15 protein-coding genes are annotated in these 19882 nt (G+C 69.6%); 11 read left to right on the forward strand and 4 right to left on the reverse strand.

The annotated features are described in order from the left end of the window. Positions 1–77 precede the first annotated feature (77 nt). On the reverse strand, positions 78–1406 hold the full coding sequence (locus BIU91_RS00365) for an MFS transporter (RefSeq protein ID WP_071403746.1): 1329 nt from the start codon (positions 1404–1406) through the stop codon (positions 78–80). 170 nt (positions 1407–1576) lie between these two features. Between BIU91_RS00365 and uvrB the strand changes: the two genes are divergently transcribed. The 11 genes from uvrB (at position 1577) to BIU91_RS00420 (ending at position 15778) form a co-directional block, all read left to right on the forward strand. After that, entirely contained in the window at positions 1577–3649 is a 2073-nt protein-coding gene (uvrB, locus tag BIU91_RS00370) for an excinuclease ABC subunit UvrB (protein WP_071403981.1), read from the forward strand. After that, complete coding sequence (locus BIU91_RS00375; protein WP_071403747.1) at positions 3639–4556, forward strand: SDR family NAD(P)-dependent oxidoreductase; 918 nt, start codon at positions 3639–3641, stop codon at positions 4554–4556. The genes uvrB and BIU91_RS00375 overlap by 11 nt, the downstream gene beginning before the upstream one ends. Positions 4557–4604: 48 nt before the next feature. Further along, positions 4605–7661 (forward strand): excinuclease ABC subunit UvrA, encoded by a 3057-nt coding sequence (gene uvrA / locus BIU91_RS00380; protein ID WP_071403748.1) that lies wholly within the window; start codon positions 4605–4607, stop codon positions 7659–7661. Beyond that, entirely contained in the window at positions 7662–9716 is a 2055-nt protein-coding gene (uvrC, locus tag BIU91_RS00385; protein ID WP_071403749.1) for an excinuclease ABC subunit UvrC, read from the forward strand. It abuts the gene before it with no gap. A 103-nt stretch (positions 9717–9819) separates the two neighbouring features. Continuing rightward, on the forward strand, positions 9820–10719 hold the full coding sequence (gene rapZ, locus BIU91_RS00390; protein WP_027465691.1) for an RNase adapter RapZ: 900 nt from the start codon (positions 9820–9822) through the stop codon (positions 10717–10719). 75 nt (positions 10720–10794) lie between these two features. Then, the gene (whiA, locus tag BIU91_RS00395; protein WP_027465690.1) at positions 10795–11775 is read left to right on the forward strand and encodes a DNA-binding protein WhiA; all 981 of its coding nucleotides are present in this window, start codon (positions 10795–10797) and stop codon (positions 11773–11775) included. A 269-nt stretch (positions 11776–12044) separates the two neighbouring features. Continuing rightward, complete coding sequence (gap, locus tag BIU91_RS00400) at positions 12045–13049, forward strand: type I glyceraldehyde-3-phosphate dehydrogenase (RefSeq protein WP_017887253.1); 1005 nt, start codon at positions 12045–12047, stop codon at positions 13047–13049. A 3-nt stretch (positions 13050–13052) separates the two neighbouring features. Next, a complete protein-coding gene (locus tag BIU91_RS00405; protein ID WP_071403750.1) occupies positions 13053–14270 on the forward strand; it encodes a phosphoglycerate kinase in 1218 nt (405 codons plus the stop codon). Next, entirely contained in the window at positions 14267–15046 is a 780-nt protein-coding gene (gene tpiA / locus BIU91_RS00410; RefSeq protein WP_031259782.1) for a triose-phosphate isomerase, read from the forward strand. Before BIU91_RS00405 ends, tpiA begins: the two co-directional genes overlap by 4 nt. A 108-nt stretch (positions 15047–15154) precedes the next feature. Next, entirely contained in the window at positions 15155–15406 is a 252-nt protein-coding gene (gene secG / locus BIU91_RS00415; RefSeq protein WP_017887256.1) for a preprotein translocase subunit SecG, read from the forward strand. Positions 15407–15409: 3 nt separating this feature from the next. Continuing rightward, positions 15410–15778, forward strand: a complete 369-nt coding sequence (locus BIU91_RS00420; RefSeq protein ID WP_027465686.1) for an RNA polymerase-binding protein RbpA — start codon at positions 15410–15412, stop codon at positions 15776–15778. A gap of 751 nt (positions 15779–16529) precedes the next feature. On the opposite strand, the gene pgl is transcribed toward BIU91_RS00420, so the two are convergent. The 3 genes from pgl to zwf form a co-directional block, all read right to left on the reverse strand. Beyond that, positions 16530–17300: a 6-phosphogluconolactonase gene (gene pgl, locus BIU91_RS00425; RefSeq protein WP_071403751.1), complete on the reverse strand. Its 771-nt coding sequence runs from the start codon at positions 17298–17300 to the stop codon at positions 16530–16532. A 100-nt stretch (positions 17301–17400) separates the two neighbouring features. Next, positions 17401–18345, reverse strand: a complete 945-nt coding sequence (locus BIU91_RS00430; RefSeq protein WP_027465684.1) for a glucose-6-phosphate dehydrogenase assembly protein OpcA — start codon at positions 18343–18345, stop codon at positions 17401–17403. Beyond that, entirely contained in the window at positions 18342–19880 is a 1539-nt protein-coding gene (gene zwf / locus BIU91_RS00435; RefSeq protein ID WP_027465683.1) for a glucose-6-phosphate dehydrogenase, read from the reverse strand. Before zwf ends, BIU91_RS00430 begins: the two co-directional genes overlap by 4 nt. Positions 19881–19882 lie beyond the last annotated feature (2 nt).

Genomic DNA, 19882 nt, shown 5'->3' on the forward strand with positions numbered 1-19882 from the left:
GGCCCGCCCCGCGCCTCCCGGCCGCCGCGTGCGGACCACCAGGTCCGGCGCACGTTCCGCGCACCGGCTTCGGGCCGTCAGGCCGAGCGCTGCTCGGCCTTCGGGGTGCCGATCTCGAGCACGCCGTCGGTGGAGGTCAGCCGCTGGGGCTTCATGAACCACGCGACGACGGCCGCGGCTCCGAGCAGGACGCAGGAGAGTGCGAAGGGCACCTGCCAGCCGGAGGCGTCGATGAGCAGACCGAACACGATGGGCGAGACGACACCGGCGATGCCGAACCCGGTGTTCATGAAGCCCGAGGCCGTGCCGGACCACTGCGGCGCCACGTCCATCGGGATCGCCCAGAGGTTGGCGTTGCAGAGCTCGAGGAAGAAGAACGACAGGGCCAGCGAGATCGTCGCGACGAGCAGGCCCTGCCCGATCACGAGCGGGATGAGGCAGAGGAGCGAGCCGCCGAGCCCGATCACCAGGATGGTCCGGCGGGCGTTCCGGGTGTTCCCGCCGCGGTGGATGATGCGGTCGCTGAGCATCCCGCCGACCGTGTCCCCGACGACACCGGCCAGCAGGATGAGGGTGGTGAACAGGGCGAAGTCGCCGATCTCCAGGCCGTAGGTGGAGCTGAGGAACGTCGGGAGCCACGTGAGGAACACCCAGAGGGTCCAGCCGTACCCGAAGTCGACGAAGGTGACCGGCAGGATCTGCTTCGCCATCTGCCGCCACGGCACCGGGGGACGGGTCGCGCGGGTCTCGACCGGCGGGAGCTCGGCGAGCTCGACCTGCGTGATGCCCTTCGCGGACTCGGGCTTGTCCCGGAACCAGACGAACCAGACGACTGCCCACGCCAGGGACAGCACCGCGGTGGCGAAGAACGCCCAGCGCCAGCTGCCCGTCGCCCCGATCACCCACGCGACGATGAGCGGGGCCAGAGCGTTGCCGAGCCGTGCCGCGGAGTGCACCACGCCCTGGGCGAAGCCGTTCCGGTCGCGGGGGATCCACCGGCTCATCGCCTGCGTGGCGGTCGGGAACGCGGCGGCCTCGCTCAGCCCGAGCAGGGCCCGTGCGGCGAAGAGGGTCCAGAAGCCGACCGCGAACCCGGTCCAGAGCGTCGCGACGCCCCAGATCACCGTGATGACGAAGAGCGCCCGGCGCGGGCCGAACTTCTCGCTGATCGTGCCGCCGAACACCTGCAGCAGGGCGTACGGCAACGAGAACGCGGAGACGATGAGACCGGCGGTCGCCTCGTTGAACCCGAACTCCTCGGTGATGTGCGGCAGCGCCGTCGAGATGTTCGTCCGGTCGATGTACGAGATCGCGTACATGCAGCAGAGCAGGACGAGCACGCGTCCGCGGATGCGTCCGCGGAACGGGGTGCCCTTGATCGGTGCGGCCGGGGTCGCCGTGGTCATGAGGCCTCTTCGGGGGAGTGGGAAGGAGTCGGGTGACTGAACGGATCGGACGGTATGCCCGTTGACCATCAGTCGACTTGGAGCCTGCTTGCAGCGGACAGTACGCCGAGGGCGAGCAGCGGTCCTCGGTGTCAGGGGTGCCGACTACCGTTGTCCCCATGGGTGTTGCGATCGAACCGACCCGAGCGGTGCGTCCGTTCGAGGTCATCAGCGAGTACTCGCCGAGTGGCGACCAGCCCGCGGCCATCGCGGAACTCGCCGGGCGGATCAACGCCGGTGAGACCGACGTCGTGCTGCTGGGTGCGACCGGTACCGGCAAGTCGGCGACGACCGCGTGGCTCATCGAGCAGGTGCAGCGGCCGACACTCGTGCTCGCGCACAACAAGACGCTCGCGGCCCAGCTCGCCAACGAGTTCCGCAGCCTGATGCCGAACAACGCGGTCGAGTACTTCGTCTCGTACTACGACTACTACCAGCCCGAGGCGTACGTCCCGCAGACGGACACCTTCATCGAGAAGGACTCCTCGGTCAACGCCGAGGTCGAACGACTCCGGCACTCCACGACGAACTCGCTGCTCAGCCGTCGCGACACCGTGGTGGTGTCCACCGTCTCCTGCATCTACGGTCTCGGCACCCCCGAGCAGTACATGAACGCATCGGTCGCGCTCCACGTGGGCCAGACGATCTCCCGCGACCAGCTCGTCCGCAAGTTCGTCGCCATGCAGTACCAGCGCAACGACGTCGACTTCGCCCGGGGCACGTTCCGGGTGCGCGGTGACACCATCGAGATCATCCCGATGTACGAAGAGCACGCTATCCGCATCGAGATGTTCGGTGACGAGATCGAAGCGCTCTCCTCGCTGCACCCGCTCACCGGCAACGTCATCGACGACCTGCCCGCCGTGTCGATCTTCCCGGCCTCGCACTACGTCGCGGACACCGATGTGATGCACCGGGCGATCGCCTCCATCAAGGAAGAACTCGCGGAACGGCTCGCCGAGCTCGAGGGCCAGGGCAAGCTGCTCGAGGCCCAGCGCCTCCGGATGCGCACCACGTTCGACATCGAGATGATGGAGCAGATCGGGTTCTGCTCGGGCATCGAGAACTACTCGCGGCACATGGACGGCCGTGGTCCGGGCGAGGCCCCGCACTGCCTCATCGACTACTTCCCCGACGACTTCCTGATCGTCATCGACGAGTCGCACGTCACCGTGCCGCAGATCGGCGCGATGTACGAAGGCGACGCCTCGCGCAAGCGCACCCTCGTCGAGCACGGGTTCCGCCTGCCGAGCGCGATGGACAACCGCCCGCTGAAGTGGGAGGAGTTCCTCGAGCGCGTCGGGCAGAAGGTCTACCTGTCGGCCACCCCGGGGCGCTACGAGCTCGGGGTCACCGACAGCGTGGTCGAGCAGATCATCCGCCCGACCGGCCTGATCGACCCCGAGATCGTGGTCAAGCCGAGCGACGGCCAGATCGACGACCTGCTCGAGGAGATCAAGCAGCGGGTGGAGAAGGACGAACGCGTCCTCGTCACCACGCTGACCAAGCGCATGGCCGAGGAACTCACCGACTTCCTCGGGAACGCCGGTGTCCGCGTCCGCTACCTGCACTCCGACGTCGACACCCTGAAGCGCGTCGAGCTGCTGACCGAGCTTCGGCAGGGCGTCTACGACGTGCTCGTCGGCATCAACCTGCTGCGCGAGGGGCTCGACCTGCCCGAGGTGTCGCTCGTGGCGATCCTCGACGCCGACAAGGAAGGCTTCCTCCGCTCGTCGACGTCGCTCATCCAGACGATCGGTCGCGCTGCCCGCAACGTGTCGGGCCAGGTGCTCATGTACGCCGACAAGATGACCGACTCGATGAAGACCGCGATCGAGGAGACCGATCGCCGTCGTGAGAAGCAGGTCGCCTACAACCTGGAGCGCGGCATCGACCCGCAGCCGCTGCGCAAGAAGATCGCGGACATCACCGAGGTCCTGCAGCGCGAGAACGACGACACAAAGGCGCTCCTGCAGGGTCGCCCCGGCACCGACGGCCGTCGGTCGCCCACGCCGAACCTCAAGCGCGGCGGCATCGCGGGCGAGGGTGCGACGCAGCTCGGTGCCACCATCGCCGACCTGAACGACCAGATGCTGCAGGCTGCGGCGGAGCTGAAGTTCGAGCTCGCGGCGCGACTGCGCGACGAGGTGCAGGACCTGAAGAAGGCCCTGCGCCAGATGGAGTCGGCCGGACATGTCAGCTGACGGCGCCCGCACGGTCGTCGTCACCGGTGCGAGCGCCGGGCTCGGGTACCACGCCGCCGAGCAGCTCGCCGCGGCGGGGCACCGTGTGGTGCTGGCGACGCGCGACCGCGGCCGGGCGGACGCCGCCGAGCGCAGCATCCGTCGGCACGTCGACGGGGCCTCGCTCGCCCACGTCCACCTCGACCTCGCCGACCTCGACTCGGTCAGTGCCGCTGCCGACGAACTCGCCGCGCTGGAACCCGACGGCGTCGACGCGGTCGTGAACAACGCCGGGGTCGTCGGGGCGTCGACGCGGGGGAGCACGGCACAGGGCACCGAACTGCAGATCGGTACGAACCACCTCGGGCACTTCGCGTGGACCGCCCGGGTCCTGCCCCTGCTCGAACGACGAGCCGGCCGGGTCGTGCACCTCGGGTCGATCGCCCACCGATTCGCCCAGCTCGACGCGACCGATCCGCTCGGCGTCGGTCGGTACTCGAGCCACCGCCAGTACGCCAGGAGCAAGCTCGCCGTGATGCTGTTCGGCTTCGAGCTCGCCGAGCGACTGGCCGACTCGGGCTCATCCGTGTCGAGCGTCGTCGCGCACCCCGGCCTGTCGCTCGACCGCCTGTCGCCGGGCCGTCCCGACGTCAGCCCGACCAGAGCCGAACCCGAGTGGATCCGCCCGGCGCAGCGCATCGTCGCCCAGGGCAAGGACGTCGGCGCCCAGCCGCTCGTGCACGCGGCCGTCGGTCCTGACGTGCACTCGGGGGAGTACTGGGGCCCGGCAGGCTGGATGCAGCTCCGGGGCCCGGCCACGGTGGTCGCGGCCGAACCTCGGGCGCACGACCGCACCGTCGCAGCGCAGCTCTGGGCCGCGAGCGAGCGTGCATCCGGTGTCGCGTTCGCTCTCGACGCACTCGTCTGACCCTCCATCCCGGCCGAATGTCGGTGCCGCTTCGTAGAATCGACGACGATGACCATCACCTCTGACCCCGGTACCTCGACGTCGGGCCGGAACGCCTTCGGCGAGCCCGCTGACCTCCACCTCCCCGGCGGGACCGCGCCGCACAGCACCTCCACGCTCAGCGTGCGCGGCGCGCGCGTGCACAACCTCCGTGACGTCGACCTTGAGATCCCGCGCGACTCGCTCGTCGTGTTCACCGGCCTGTCCGGCTCGGGCAAGTCCTCGCTGGCGTTCGACACGATCTTCGCCGAGGGGCAGCGCCGGTACGTCGAGTCGCTGTCCGCCTACGCGCGCCAGTTCCTCGGCCAGGTCGACCGCCCCGACGTCGACTTCATCGAGGGGCTCTCGCCGGCGGTGTCGATCGACCAGAAGTCGACCAACCGCAACCCGCGGTCGACGGTCGGCACGATCACCGAGGTCTACGACTACATGCGTCTGCTCTGGGCGCGCATCGGGGTCCCGCACTGCCCGACGTGTGGCGAGGTGATCAGCAAGCAGACCGTGCAGCAGATCGCCGACCAGCTCATGCAGTTCGAGACCGGCACCCGCTTCCAGGTCCTCGCACCCGTGATCTCGAAGAAGAAGGGTGAGTTCGTCGACCTCTTCCAGGAGCTCGCGGCGTCCGGCTACGCCCGCGCGATCGTGGACGGGGAGCGCATCCAGCTCAGCGACCCGCCCAAGCTCAAGAAGCAGGTCAAGCACGACATCTCGGTCATCGTCGACCGCCTGGTGGCGAGCGACGACATCCTCGGTCGTCTCACCGACTCGCTCGAGACCGCCCTGCGCCTGACCGACGGCACCGTCGGCATCGACCTGGTGGACCACGAGGGGCCCGGAGCGGTCCGGAACTACTCCGAGAACCTCTCGTGCCCGAACAACCACCCGCTCGCGCTCACCGAGATCGAGCCGCGCACGTTCTCGTTCAACGCGCCGTTCGGTGCCTGCCCCGAGTGCTCCGGCCTCGGCACGCGTATGTCGGTCGACCCCGACCTGGTGCTCGGCGACCCCGAGGCCTCGTTGCGCGACGGCGTCCTGCTGCCCTGGACCGGGACGAGCGGGCTGTACTCCTACTTCGAGAAGCTGCTCGGCGGCCTCGGCAAGGAGCTCGGCTTCTCGCTCGACACCCCGTGGAGCCAGCTCGACCCCGCGGTGCAGGCGTCGATCCTGACCGGCAAGGACTTCCAGGTGTCGGTCTCCTGGCGCAACCGTTTCGGCCGCGAGATGCGGTACACGAGCGGGTTCGAAGGCGTCATGCCCTACATCGAGCGCAAGTTCGCCGAGGCCGAGTCGGACTCGCAGCGGCAGCGCTTCCAGGGGTACCTGCGCGAGGTCCCGTGCCCGGTGTGCGAGGGAACCCGCCTCAAGCCCGAGGTGCTCGCGGTGACGGTCAACGACCGCAGCATCGCGGACGTCACCGACATGTCGCTCGACAACGCGTACTCGTTCATGGACGAGCTGACGCTGACCGACCGCGAAGCGCACATCGCCGCCGCGGTCCTCCGCGAGATCCGCGCACGCCTCGAGTTCCTGCTCGAGGTCGGCCTGAACTACCTCACGCTGGCACGTGGTGCCGGCGGTCTCTCCGGCGGCGAGGCGCAGCGCATCCGCCTGGCGACGCAGATCGGCTCCGGGCTGACGGGCGTGCTCTACGTGCTCGACGAGCCGAGCATCGGCCTGCACCAGCGCGACAACCGTCGACTCATCGACACCCTGGTCAAGCTCAAGGACCTCGGCAACACGCTCATCGTCGTCGAGCACGACGAGGACACGATCCGCACGGCCGACTGGGTCGTCGACATCGGCCCCGGTGCCGGTGTGAACGGCGGCAACGTCGTGCACTCCGGTTCGTACGAGGGCATCATCGAGAACCGCGAGTCGATCACCGGTGACTACCTCGCCGGCCGACGCGCGATCGAGGTGCCGGCCGAGCGTCGCAAGGTCAACCTGAAGCGCGCCATCACCGTGCAGGGCGCCCGCGCGAACAACCTCAAGTCGATCGACGCGGACTTCCCCCTCGGTGTGTTCACCGCGGTGACGGGCGTCAGCGGGTCCGGCAAGTCGACGCTGGTGAACGACATCCTGTACAAGGTGCTCGCCAACCAGCTCAACGGCGCACGGCACATCGCGGGCAAGCACACCCGGGTGAAGGGCCTCGACCAGCTCGACAAGGTCGTGCACGTCGACCAGGCACCGATCGGCCGCACGCCGCGCTCGAACCCCGCGACCTACACGGGCGTGTTCGACCGCATCCGCCAGCTGTTCGCCGAGACGCAAGAGGCCAAGACCCGCGGCTACCAGCCCGGCCGCTTCAGCTTCAACGTCAAGGGCGGCCGCTGCGAGAACTGCGCGGGCGACGGCACGATCAAGATCGAGATGAACTTCCTGCCCGACGTCTACGTCGCGTGCGAGGTCTGCGGTGGTGCGCGCTACAACCGCGAGACGCTCCAGGTGCACTACAAGGGCAAGAACATCTCCGAGGTCCTCGACATGCCGATCAGCGAGGCGGCGGAGTTCTTCGAGCCGATCTCGGCGATCCACCGCTACATGGCGACCCTGGTCGACGTGGGCCTCGGCTACGTGCGCCTCGGCCAGAGCGCGACCACGCTCTCCGGCGGCGAGGCGCAGCGCGTCAAGCTCGCCACCGAGCTGCAGCGTCGCTCGAACGGCCGCACGGTCTACGTGCTCGACGAGCCGACGACCGGTCTGCACTTCGAGGACGTCCGCAAGCTGCTCCTCGTGCTGCAGAGCCTGGTCGACAAGGGCAACACCGTCATCACGATCGAGCACAACCTCGACGTCATCAAGTCCGCCGACTGGCTGATCGACATGGGACCCGAGGGCGGTTCCGGTGGCGGCACGGTCCTGGCGACGGGCACCCCGGAGCACGTGGCGACCGTGCCGGAGAGCCACACCGGTGTCTTCCTGCGCGAGATCTTCGACGCCCAGGACGCCCGGGTCGGCAAGCAACAGGCCGTCGGCGCACGCCAGGCCACCCAGAAGCAGCAGGGCGGTAAGCAGCAGGGCGCGACCAAGCAGGCGAGCAAGCAGAAGGCGGGTGCTCGGTAGGTGGCGGACACCGTCCCGTGGCGTCCGAAGGCGGGGGAGATCCCGACCGACCCGGGCGTCTACCGATGGCGTGACGAAGCCGGTCGGGTGCTCTACGTCGGCAAGGCGAAGAACCTCCGCGCCCGGCTGAGCAACTACTTCGCGCCGCTGCCGACGCTGCACGAGCGCACGCGGCGCATGGTCCTGACGGCACGCAGTGTCGAGTGGACGACGGTCGGCTCCGAGATCGAGGCGCTCCAGCTGGAGTACACCTGGATCAAGGAGTTCGACCCGCCGTTCAACGTCAAGTTCCGCGACGACAAGTCGTACCCGTACATGGCGGTCACCCTGGGCGACGAAGCGCCGCGGGTGATGGTGACACGCAACCGCAAGATCAAGGGCGCGAAGTACTTCGGTCCGTACCCGAAGATCTGGGCGGTGCACGACACCATCGACCTGATGATCAAGGTGTTCCCGATCCGCACCTGTTCGGACTCGTCGTACAAGAAGGCGATGCAGACGGGCCGTCCGTGCTTCCCGGGGCAGATCGGCAAGTGCGGTGGCCCGTGCTCGCAGAAGGTCACGATCGAGGAGCACCGCGCGCTCGTCGAGGAGTTCGTGCGCTTCATGAACTCCTACGACCGCCGGGTCATCACCGAACTCCGGCAGCGCATGGGGGCCTCGGCCGACGCGATGCAGTACGAGCAGGCCGCGAAGTACCGCGACCAGGTCGAGGCGCTCGAAGCCGTGCTCGAGAAGTCCGCCGTGGTGCTCCGCGACTCGGTCGACCTCGACCTGTTCGGCATCGCGGAGGACGAGCTCGCCGCGGCCGTGCAGCTGTTCTCGGTGCGTGGTGGCCGCATCCGCGGTGTCCGCGGCTGGGTGGTCGACAAGGAGCTCGACATCGCCACCGGCGACCTCGTCGAGCAGATCGTGCAGGGCGTCTACGTCACCGACGAGCCCCCGCGCGAGGTCGTCGTCCCTGAGCTGCCGGAGGACGCCGACGCGCTGCAGGAGTGGCTCAGCAAGCGTCGGAACGGGCGCGGGACGAAGCTCAGCACGGCACAGCGCGGCGATCGCGCCGGGCTCGCCCGGACGGCCGCGCAGAACGCCGGGCAGGCGCTCATGCTCTACAAGACCAAGCGTTCAGCCGACTACACCACCCGGGCCGCGGCACTGGCCGACATCCAGGACGCCCTCGGCATGACCGAGGCGCCGCTCCGCATGGAGTGCTACGACATCTCGCACCTGCAGGGCACGAACGTCGTCGCGTCGATGGTGGTGTTCGAGGACGGCCTGCCGCGCAAGGACCAGTACCGCCGGTACTCGATCGCCGAGACCACCGACGACACCGACAGCATGTACCAGGTGCTCTCGCGGCGCCTGGCGCGGCTGGACGAGGACGCCGAGCTGCCGGACGTCCCCGACGTCACGACCGACGAGGTCGTCGAGGGGTCGAAGCCGACGAAGCGGTTCGCGTACCGCCCGCAGCTGCTCATCGTCGACGGCGGCCAGCCCCAGGTGCAGGCCGCGAAGCGCGCGATGGACGAAGCCGGCGTGCACGACATCGCCCTGGTCGGCATCGCCAAGCGGCTCGAGGAGCTCTGGCTCCCCGACGACGACTTCCCGGTCATCCTGCCCCGCAACTCCGAGGCGCTCTTCCTCATCCAGCGCATCCGCGACGAGGCGCACCGGTTCGCGATCACCCACCAGCGCAGCAAGCGGAAGCGCGACGTCCGGTCGCGGTTGTCCGAGATCCCCGGTCTCGGCCCGAGCCGCGTCAACGCCCTGCTGAAGCACTTCGGCTCGGTCGCCCGGCTGCGTGAAGCCACGGCCGAGGACATCGGCGAGGTGAACGGGATCGGCCCGGCGACCGCTGCCGCGGTGGTCTCGAAGCTGGCCCAGACGCCGACGAGCGCGCCGGCGACGAGCGCGTCCAGCGCCCCCGAACCGGACGCCGACGCGATCGCGGACACCGTGACCGAGAACGCAGCCACCCAGCAGACCGCCAACCACCCCGGAGGCCCGGTGCGGGTCCCCGAGGTGACCAGCGACGGTCCGCAGCGACCGTCGTGACGAACCCCGCGCCTCCCGGCCGCCACCGGGCGGTAGCCTGGTCCGGCAGCCGAGACCTCCCCGGGCGACGCGCCCGGGCCGCCACGACGGAGCCCACTCCCAGATGACCGACAGCGCCACCGCGACCACCCACGCGTCGCAGCACGACATCCTCATCGTCACCGGCATGTCCGGGGCCGGGCGGTCCACCGTCGGCAAGGCCCTCGAAGACCTGGGCTGGTACGTCGTCGACAACCTGCCCACGCAGATGCTGGCCCCGCTGACCGAACTGGCCGACCGCGCGGGGGAGAAGATCCCGAAGATCGCCACGGTGGTCGACGTCCGCGGCGGGCGGTTCTTCACCGACCCCGAGCACGCGGTCGAGCAGGTCCGCTCGAGCACCTCCGCGCGGGTCCGGGTGCTGTTCCTCGAAGCCACCGACGCCGTGCTGGTCCGGCGCTTCGAGCAGGTCCGTCGACCCCACCCGCTCCAGGGCGAGGACACCCTGCTCGACGGCATCGCCCGCGAACGGGCGCGTCTCGCCGGCCTGCGCGAGGCGTCCGACGTGGTGATCGACACCTCCGACCTCAACATCCACCAGCTCGCCAACACCGTGATCGAGCACTTCGCCGACGAGCACTTCGTGGGTGTACAGGTCACGCTGATGAGCTTCGGGTTCAAGTACGGTCTGCCCGCCGACGCCGACATGGTGGCCGACGTGCGGTTCCTCCCGAACCCCTACTGGGTGCCGGAACTGCGGCCCCACACCGGGCTGGACCAGCCGGTCTCGGACTACGTGCTGGCCCAGGCCGGAGCCCGTCCGTTCGTCGATCGCTACGCCTCCGTCCTCGAGCCGGTGTTCGAGGGGTACCAGCGCGAGAACAAAAGACACGCTACGATCGCCATCGGCTGTACCGGCGGGAAGCACCGCTCGGTCGCCATCGTCGCCGAGTTGGCGAACCTCCTCCGCGGGATGCCTGGCGTCGCCGTGCGTGTGAAGAACCGAGATCTCGGCCGGGAGTGACCGTCCCTCCGGCCGCTCCCACGCCCGTGCCGCCGGACCTGCGGGAACCACTGAACGAACGTTAGGAATGATGCTGTGCCGTTGACTGCCGAGGTCAAGGACGAACTGGCCAGGGTCGCCGTGAACCGCAACACGGTCCGCGCCGCCGAACTGGCCACGATCCTCCGGTTCGCTGGTGGTCTGCACGTCATCTCGGGCCGCATCGCGGTCGAGGTCGAGCTCGACACCCGGATCATCGTGCACCGGGTCCGCAAGGACCTCGCCGAGCTCTACGGCGTGCGCAGCGAGGCGTCGGTGGGCTCGTCCGCGTCCGCCCGCCGCGGGACCCGCTACCTGGTCCGCGTGCTCGAGGCGGGGGAGACCCTCGCCCGCCAGACCGGCCTGATGGACGCCCGTCGTCGTCCCGTCCGCGGCCTGCCGAACCGCCTCACCACGGGCAACCGTGAGGACCTCGCCGCCATCTGGCGCGGCGCCTTCCTCGCCTCCGGCACCCTGACCGACCCGGGTCGGGCCGCAGCGCTCGAGGTGACGTGCCCCGGCAACGAGGCCGCGATGGCCCTCGTCGGTGCCGCGTCGCGTCTCGGGGTCGCCGCCAAGGGCCGCGAGGTCCGCGGGGTGCACCGCGTCGTGATCCGCGACGGTGAGGCCATCGGTCAGATGCTGACCGTCATGGGTGCCGCCCGCACCACCGCCGACTGGGAGGAGATGCGCCAGCGTCGCGAGGTCCGCGCGACCGCGAACCGCCTGGTCAACTTCGACGACGCGAACCTCCGCCGTTCCGCGCAGGCCGCCGTGGCCGCCTGCGCCCGGGTCGAGCGTGCGCTCGAGATCCTCGGCGACGAGGTCCCCGACCACCTGCAGTACGCCGGCACGCTGCGCCTGCAGCACCGCGACGCGTCGCTCGACGAGCTCGGCCAGCACGCGGACCCGCCCATGACCAAGGACGCCATCGCCGGCCGCATCCGGCGCCTGCTGGCGATGGCCGACAAGCGGGCCTCCGACCTCGGCATCCCGGGCACCGAAGCGAGCGTTCCCGAGGAGCTCGAAGGGGCCTGAGAGCGGTCTGTCGACCCTGCGGACGGGAGGCGCGGTGCCAGCTGGCACCGCGCCTCCCGTCCGTTTCCCGGCCCGTTCTCGGACCCGTTCCCGGCCCGGTCGGCGACCGTCCGGACGGACCGTCATCCCGCTCGGGCACGCAGTGTCCGACTGCTAGGGTCGTTACGGCGACGTTACGGGGCGTATCGTCCACCACACGCGGGCCCGCCAGGGTGCGCGACTCCCGAAAGCAGCGCCCCCTGGGCGCTCCACACTCACCAGGAGATCCATTGACCGTCAAGATCGGTATCAACGGCTTCGGCCGCATCGGCCGTAACTTCTTCCGGGCCGCCCTCGCGAAGGGCTCCGACCTCGAGATCGTGGCGGTGAACGACCTCACCGACAACGCGTCGCTCGCCAACCTGCTGAAGTTCGACTCCATCACGGGCCGTCTCGGCGTCTCCGTCGAGCTCGACGGCGACAACATCGTCGTCGACGGCAAGGCCATCAAGGTCCTCGCCGAGCGCGACCCCGCCAACCTCCCCTGGGGCGAGCTGGGTGTCGACATCGTCATCGAGTCGACCGGGTTCTTCACCAAGGCCGCCGATGCGCAGAAGCACATCGACGCCGGCGCCAAGAAGGTCATCATCTCCGCCCCGGCCTCGGGTGACGACGTCACCATCGTGCTCGGCGTGAACGAGGACCAGTACGACGCGGCGAACCACCACATCATCTCGAACGCGTCCTGCACCACGAACAGCCTCGCGCCGCTCGCGAAGGTGTTCCACGACAAGTTCGGCATCGAGCGTGGCCTCATGACGACGGTGCACGCCTACACCGCCGACCAGAACCTGCAGGACGGCCCGCACAAGGACCCCCGTCGTGCCCGCGCCGCCGCGCTGAACATCGTCCCGACCTCGACCGGTGCCGCCAAGGCCATCGGCCAGGTCATGCCGGAGCTCGCCGGCAAGCTCGACGGCTTCGCGCTGCGCGTCCCGGTCCCCACCGGCTCGATCACCGACCTCACCCTCGAGACCAAGTCCGAGGTCACCGTCGACGAGATCAACGCCGCCTACAAGGAGGCCGCAGAAGGTCCCCTCAAGGGCATCCTGCTCTACAGCGAGGACCCGCTGGTGTCGACCGACATCACCACGGACCCGCACTCCTCGATCTACGACTCCGGCCTGACCAAGGTCATCGGCGGCCTCGTGAAGATCACCTCGTGGTACGACAACGAGTGGGGCTACTCGAACCGCCTCGTCGACCTCACCGAGTACGTCGGCGAGCGTCTGTAACACATGGCCCTCCGCACCCTCGAGGACCTCGGCGACCTCGCCGGCAAGCGCGTCGTCGTCCGCTGTGACCTGAACGTCCCGCTCAAGGACGGCACGATCACGGACGACGGCCGCGTCCGTGCGTCGCTGACCACGCTGAACACCCTCGTCAACGCCGGCGCACGCGTCATCGTGATCTCGCACCTGGGCCGCCCCGACGGGGAGCCCAAGCCCGAGTTCTCGCTCGCACCGGTGGCCCAGCGGCTCTCCGAGCTGCTCGGCAAAGAGGTCACGTTCGTCGGCGAGACCGTCGGCGACGAAGCGACCGCCGCGGCCGAGGCCCTCGAGGACGGCGACGTCCTGCTGCTCGAGAACCTCCGCTTCAACCCGGAGGAGACCTCGAAGGACGCCGCCGAGCGCGGTGCCTTCGCGGACCGCATCGCCGCCCTCGGTGATGCCTTCGTCTCCGACGGCTTCGGTGTCGTGCACCGCAAGCAGGCCTCGGTCTACGAGCTCGCGTCCGCACTGCCCAGTGCGGCCGGTTCGTTGATCGAGACCGAGCTGCGCGTGCTCGAGCGCCTGACCACCTCGCCGGAGCGGCCGTACACGGTCGTGCTCGGCGGGTCGAAGGTCAGCGACAAGCTCGGTGTCATCGACCACATCCTGCCGAAGGTCGACACCCTCTGCATCGGTGGCGGCATGCTCTTCACGTTCCTCGCGGCCCAGGGCCACGGGGTCGCGAAGTCGCTGCTCGAGGCGGACCAGCTCGACGTCGTCCGCGAGTACCTCTCGCGGGCGAAGGAGCTCGGTGTCACCATCGACCTGCCGACCGACGTCGTGGTGGCCTCCGGCTTCGCGGCCGACGCCGACCACGAGACCGTGGCGGCCGACGCCATCGAGTCCTCGTCGTTCGGCACGGACGGCATCGGCCTCGACATCGGCCCGGAGACCGCTGCGCGGTTCGCCTCGGCCGTCTCGGGTTCGAAGACCGTGTTCTGGAACGGCCCGATGGGTGTGTTCGAGTTCCCGGCCTTCGCCGCCGGCACGAAGACCGTCGCGCAGGCGCTGACCGAGGTCGACGGCCTCGGCGTCGTCGGTGGTGGCGATTCCGCTGCCGCCGTGCGGTCGCTCGGATTCTCGGACGACCAGTTCGGCCACATCTCGACCGGTGGCGGTGCGAGCCTCGAGTTCCTCGAGGGCAAGTCGCTGCCCGGTCTCGAAGCACTGGGGTGGACCGCATGACCCGGACTCCGTTGATCGCGGGCAACTGGAAGATGAACCTGGACCACCTCCAGGCCATCGCCACCGTGCAGAAGCTCGCGTGGACGCTCAAGGACGCCCGGCACGACTTCGACGACGTCGAGGTCGCGGTGTTCCCGCCGTTCACCGACCTGCGGAGCGTGCAGACGCTGATCTCGGCCGACAAGCTGCCGATCCACTTCGGTGCGCAGGACCTGTCGCAGTTCGACTCCGGTGCCTACACCGGTGACGTCTCCGGCGCGTTCCTCGCAGCGCTCGACGCCCAGTACGTCATCGTCGGCCACTCCGAGCGGCGCACGCTGCACGGTGAGACCGACGAGGTCGTCGCGGCGAAGACCGCGGCGGCCGTCAAGCACGGCCTCGTCCCCGTGGTGTGCGTCGGTGAGACCGGCGAGCAGCGCGAGGAGCGCGGCGCCGGTGTCGTGCCGGTCGAGCAGCTCCGCGTCGTGCTCGACGCGGTCAAGCCCGCCGACATCGTGGTGGCGTACGAGCCCGTCTGGGCCATCGGCTCCGGACAGGCCGCCACGGCCGAACAGGCGCAGGACGAGTGCGCGGCGATCCGTCGTGGCATCGCCGCAGCCTGGGGCGACCAGGCTGCTGCCGACACCCGAGTGCTCTACGGCGGCTCGGTCAAGTCGGGCAACATCGCGGGGTTCCTCCGCGAGCCCGACATCGACGGCGCCCTCGTCGGTGGCGCTTCGCTCGACGTGCAGGAGTTCGCGGCCATCGCCCGGTTCCGTCAGCACGTCGGGCTGTAGTCCACAGGCGTCGTCGCGGGCAGTCGTCCGCACCACTCCCGTCCAGGTACCGGCCGTGCTCCGCGCGGCCGGTACACTGGTACGGCTGACTGACACGAAAGGTACGTCGTGGCGATACTCTCCGTCGTGCTGCAGGTCCTGCTCGCAATCACGAGCCTCCTGCTCACGCTCCTCATCCTGCTGCACAAGGGCCGCGGTGGTGGCCTCTCCGACATGTTCGGCGGTGGGGTCACGAGCAACCTCGGTGCGTCCGGCGTGGCCGAGCGCAACCTCAACCGCATCACGGTGATCCTCGGTCTGGTCTGGATCGTCTCCATCATCGTGCTCGGTCTCATCAACAAGTTCACGGCGGGGGTCTGATCCATGGCAAGCGGAGGCAGTGCAATCCGAGGGTCTCGCGTCGGCGCGGGGCCGATGGGCGAACAGGACCGCGGGGTCCAGGCAGAGCGCGTGGCGATCTCGTACTGGGACGCCCTCGGTAACGAGGTCGTGCGGTACTTCGCCGCGAACCTGCCCGACGAGGAGATCCCCGAGACGGTGGACTCGCCGTCGAGCGGTCTGCCGGCCGGGCGCGACAAGGAGAACCCTCCCGTGGTCTCCAAGACGGAGCCCTACAAGACCCACCTCGCGTACGTGAAGGAACGCCGCACCGAGGAAGAGGCTGCGCAGCTCCTCGAGGACGCGCTCCAGCAGCTCCGAGAGCGTCGCGGCACCGCGGCGAAGAAGGCCTAGCGCTCACACGCTGACGAAGGCCCCTGCACCGATGGTGCGGGGGCCTTCGTGCGTCCGGTGCACGGGCGGCTCGGTCGCCGAGAGGTCACGACACGCCGCGTGTGGTGCGCGGTGGTGGCGCGAACTGTCGGTTGCAGGCGCCGCAACCGAGAGTTCGTGACCACTCTGCGTCGTGCCGGCGGGGAGGCGCGGCAGTTCGGGCGCCCGGCCGCGCGCGCCGAGCGACGGTTCGCCGAGTGGTCACGACACGTCGCGTGCGGTGCGTCGTGGTGGCACGAGCCGTCGCCCGCGGCGCCCGCGGCCAACAGTTCGTGACCACTTGGCGTCGCCCGGCGGGGTGTCGTGGCCGTTCGGCGCCGGGGTGCCGCGTCCGGGTGCCGCGCGGAGGGCGGGCTCGCCGATCGGTCACGACACGCCGCGTGCGGTGCGCCGTGGTGGCACGAACCGTCGCCTGCGGCGCCCGCAAGCGACAGTTCGTGACCACTCGGCGTCGTGCCGGCGGGGAGTCGTGACCGCTCGGCGTCGCTCGGTGCTGGAATGCCGCGCGGAGCGGCGGTTCGCCGAGTGGTCACGACACGCCGCGTGCGGTGCGCGGCGGTGGCACGAACCGTCGCCTGGGGCGCCCGCGGCCGACAGTTCGTGCCCCCTCGACTCAGGCGCTCGGGCGCGGCGCGCAGTGGGCGCGACAACAGACGGACGGGAGGCCCGGTGCCAGCTGGCACCGGGCCTCCCGTCCGTCAGGAACGCGCGTCTAGTACGTCGACGCGATCAGGTTCTCGGGGACGTCGCGTGCAGCGTCCTGGTCCACGAAGAAGACGGTGCGCTTGCGACCCTGCACGCCACCGACGGGGACGTCCTCGATCGACGCACCGGCGAGGGCCAGCCCGAGGACCGATGCCTTCTCGGCACCGGAGAGGATCACCCAGACGCGCTGCGAGGCGTTGATCACCGGGAAGGTGACGGTCAGACGCTGCGGCGGCGGCTTGGGGGAGTCGTCGACCGACACGACGGCACGGTCGGTGACCGTGAGCTGCGGGAACTCCGGGAAGAGCGAGGCGGTGTGCCCGTCGGGGCCGACACCGAGCAGGGTGATGTCGAAGCGCGGAGCGACGGCGCCCTCGGGCGCGGCGTCCTGCAGCTCGCGCTCGTACTGGGTCGCAGCGGCCTCGATGTCGAGCCCGCCGTCCGACGCCGGCATCGGGTGGATGTTCGACGAGGGGATGTCGACGTGGTCGAAGAAGTCGGTCTGCGTGCCGATCGTGTTGCGGTCGGCGTCGTCCGACGGGACCCAGCGCTCGTCGACCCACCAGACGTGCACCTTGGACCAGTCGACGCTCTCGCGCGCCGGCGACTGGCCGATCGCGGCGAGGACGAGGGAGGACACCGAGCCACCGCTGATCGCGATGTCGGCGCGCTCCTGCTCGTCGAGCACGTCGATGATCTTGGTGATGAAGCGTGCGGCGACCGAAGCGCCGAGGGCCTGCTTGTCCGGGTGCACGAGCACCCGCCGTTCGTTGGTCACGTGACTCCCGTGTTCGTGGCGGCCGACCGGTCGTCCGACCGCCTTCGGTCCGGTCGGGCCGCCTGCACCAGACAGACGGCCCGACCGTGTGGGGTGTTGATCAGCGGGCGATGGTCTCGCGCAGCTGGGGCACCCCGTGCTTGACGACGTCTCCGAAGAGGACGTCCGGGTCGAGTCTACGGAGTTCCTCGGCCAGGCAGTCGCGCAGGTTGCGGCGTGGCAGCGACAGGTCGTGCGTCGGCTGCCCGGGCATCGAGAGCGTCGCGACGTCCACCAGGGAACGCTCGAGCTCGATGGTGCCGGACTCGCGCACGAGCTTCACGCCGTGGATGCCGCTCGACCCCGTCGCGCGCGGCGACGTGACGACGGACACCGGCACCTGGAGCTGCAGCTGCAGCCAGGCGGCGAGGAGGATCGTCGACGGGCTGTCGGACGCTCCGGAGACCTCGACGGCGGTGATCGGCTCGTACGGCGGCTGGTCGAGCGCCGCGGCGAGCTGGTTCCGCCACAGGGTCAGACGGGTCCACGCGAAGTCGGTGTCACCCGGTACGTAGGACGCACCGAGTGCCTCGATCGCGCCGTTCGGGTCCTTCTGCGCGGCCGCGTCGGTGATCCGTCGCTGCGCGATGCGGCCGAGGGCCGACGCCGCGGGCTGCTCGGGAGCGGTCTGCGGCCACCAGGCCACGACGGGTGCGTCCGGCAGCAGGAGGCCGGTGACCAGGCTCTCCTCGTCGGTCGCGGTCTCGCCATACGCACGGAGGACGATGACCTCGCTCGCACCCGCGTCACTGCCGACGCGGATCTGTGCGTCGAGGCGACCGGGAGACTTCGTGTCACCGCTGTTCTTCGAGACGATGATGACGCGCATCGGGTGCTCGCGGGACGCCTCGTTGGCCGCCTCGATCGCCTCTTCCTCGTGGCCGAGGGCCGTCGAGATGATGAGGGTCAGCACACGGCCGAGGGCGACGGCGCCGCCCTCTTCACGGATGCGGACGAGCTTCTTCTGGATCTTCGACACCGTGGTGTCGGGCATGTCGATCTTCACGGACGCCTCCAGGTCCGACCGTCGCGGGCGAGCAGGGCGTCGGCGGATGCCGGACCCCACGTGCCGGGACGGTACTGCTCGGGCTGGCCCTGCGTGGCCCAGAACTCCTCGATGGGGTCGAGGATCTTCCAGGACAGCTCGACCTCCTGGTGCCGCGGGAACAGCGGCGGGTCACCGAGGAGCACGTCGAGGATGAGTCGTTCGTACGCCTCGGGGGATGCCTCGGTGAACGCGTGGCCGTACCCGAAGTCCATCGTCACGTCGCGCACCTGGGTGCCGACGCCGGGGACCTTCGAGCCGAAGCGGAGCGTGACGCCCTCGTCCGGCTGGACACGGATGACGAGCGCGTTCTGACCGAGCGGGGACTGCGTGTTGCCGTAGACGTCCTCGGGGACGCGCTTGAACACGATCGCGATCTCGGTCACACGACGGCCCAGACGCTTGCCGGCGCGCAGGTAGAACGGGACGCCCTGCCAGCGACGCGTCGCGATGTCGAGCTTGATCGCCGCGTACGTCTCCGTGCCGGACTCCGGGTTCATCCCGGCCTCTTCGAGGAAGCCGAGCACCTTCTCGCCGCCCTGCCAGCCGCCGTCGTACTGCCCGCGGGCAGTGGCGGTCGACAGGTCCTCGGGCAGACGGACGGCGGAGAGCACCTTCTCCTTCTCGGCACGCAGGTCTGCGGCCTTGAACGAGACGGGCTCCTCCATCGCGGTGAGCGCGAGGAGCTGCAGCAGGTGGTTCTGGATGACGTCGCGCGCAGCACCGATGCCGTCGTAGTACGCGGCACGCCCGGCGACGCCGATGTCCTCGGCCATCGTGATCTGTACGTGGTCGACGTAGTTCGAGTTCCAGATGGGTTCGTACATCTGGTTCGCGAACCGGAGCGTCAGGAGGTTCTGGACGGTCTCCTTGCCGAGGTAGTGGTCGATGCGGAACACGTCGTCGGGCGCGAAGACGCTCTCGACGATCGCGTTGAGCTCGCGCGCGGTGCGGAGGTCGGAGCCGAACGGCTTCTCGACGACCACGCGGCTCCAGGAGCCTTCGCGCTTCTCCGTCAGCCCGGACAGCTTCAGCTGCTCGGTGACGACCGGGAACATCTTCGGCGGGATGGACAGGTAGAACGCGTGGTTGCCCAGCGTCCCGCGCTCGGCGTCGAGGTCGTCGACGGTGCGCTTGAGCTCGCGGAACGCCTCGGGGTCGTCGAACGAGCCCTGGACGAAGCGGATGCCCTGTTCGAGCTGACGCCAGACGTCCTCGTCGAACGGGGTGCGCGAGTGCTCCTTGACGGCGTCGTGGACGAGCTGGGAGAAGTCTTGGTCCTCCCAGTCGCGACGAGCGAACCCGACGAGCGCGAACCCCGGGGGCAGGAGCCCCCGGTTGGCCAGGTCGTAGACCGCGGGCATCAGCTTCTTGCGTGACAGGTCGCCCGTCACGCCGAAGATGATGAGCGTGCTCGGTCCCGCGATCCGGTTCAGTCGACGATCCGTCGGCAGCCGGAGCGGGTTGTGCTCCGGGGTGATTGCCACCGGTGACATGA

The organism is Curtobacterium sp. MMLR14_002 (assembly GCF_001864975.1).
Classification (GTDB): domain Bacteria; phylum Actinomycetota; class Actinomycetes; order Actinomycetales; family Microbacteriaceae; genus Curtobacterium; species Curtobacterium flaccumfaciens.

What these genes read in the sequence shown, in the direction of transcription:
- BIU91_RS00365 (WP_071403746.1), bottom strand. Translation starts at nt 1,406, where the DNA reads ATGACCACGGCGACCCCGGCCGCACCGATCAAGGGCACCCCGTTCCGC.
- BIU91_RS00375 (WP_071403747.1), top strand. Translation starts at nt 3,639, where the DNA reads ATGTCAGCTGACGGCGCCCGCACGGTCGTCGTCACCGGTGCGAGCGCC.
- uvrA (WP_071403748.1), top strand. Translation starts at nt 4,605, where the DNA reads ATGACCATCACCTCTGACCCCGGTACCTCGACGTCGGGCCGGAACGCC.
- rapZ (WP_027465691.1), top strand. Translation starts at nt 9,820, where the DNA reads ATGACCGACAGCGCCACCGCGACCACCCACGCGTCGCAGCACGACATC.
- BIU91_RS00405 (WP_071403750.1), top strand. Translation starts at nt 13,053, where the DNA reads ATGGCCCTCCGCACCCTCGAGGACCTCGGCGACCTCGCCGGCAAGCGC.
- tpiA (WP_031259782.1), top strand. Translation starts at nt 14,267, where the DNA reads ATGACCCGGACTCCGTTGATCGCGGGCAACTGGAAGATGAACCTGGAC.
- BIU91_RS00420 (WP_027465686.1), top strand. Translation starts at nt 15,410, where the DNA reads ATGGCAAGCGGAGGCAGTGCAATCCGAGGGTCTCGCGTCGGCGCGGGG.
- zwf (WP_027465683.1), bottom strand. Translation starts at nt 19,880, where the DNA reads ATGTCACCGGTGGCAATCACCCCGGAGCACAACCCGCTCCGGCTGCCG.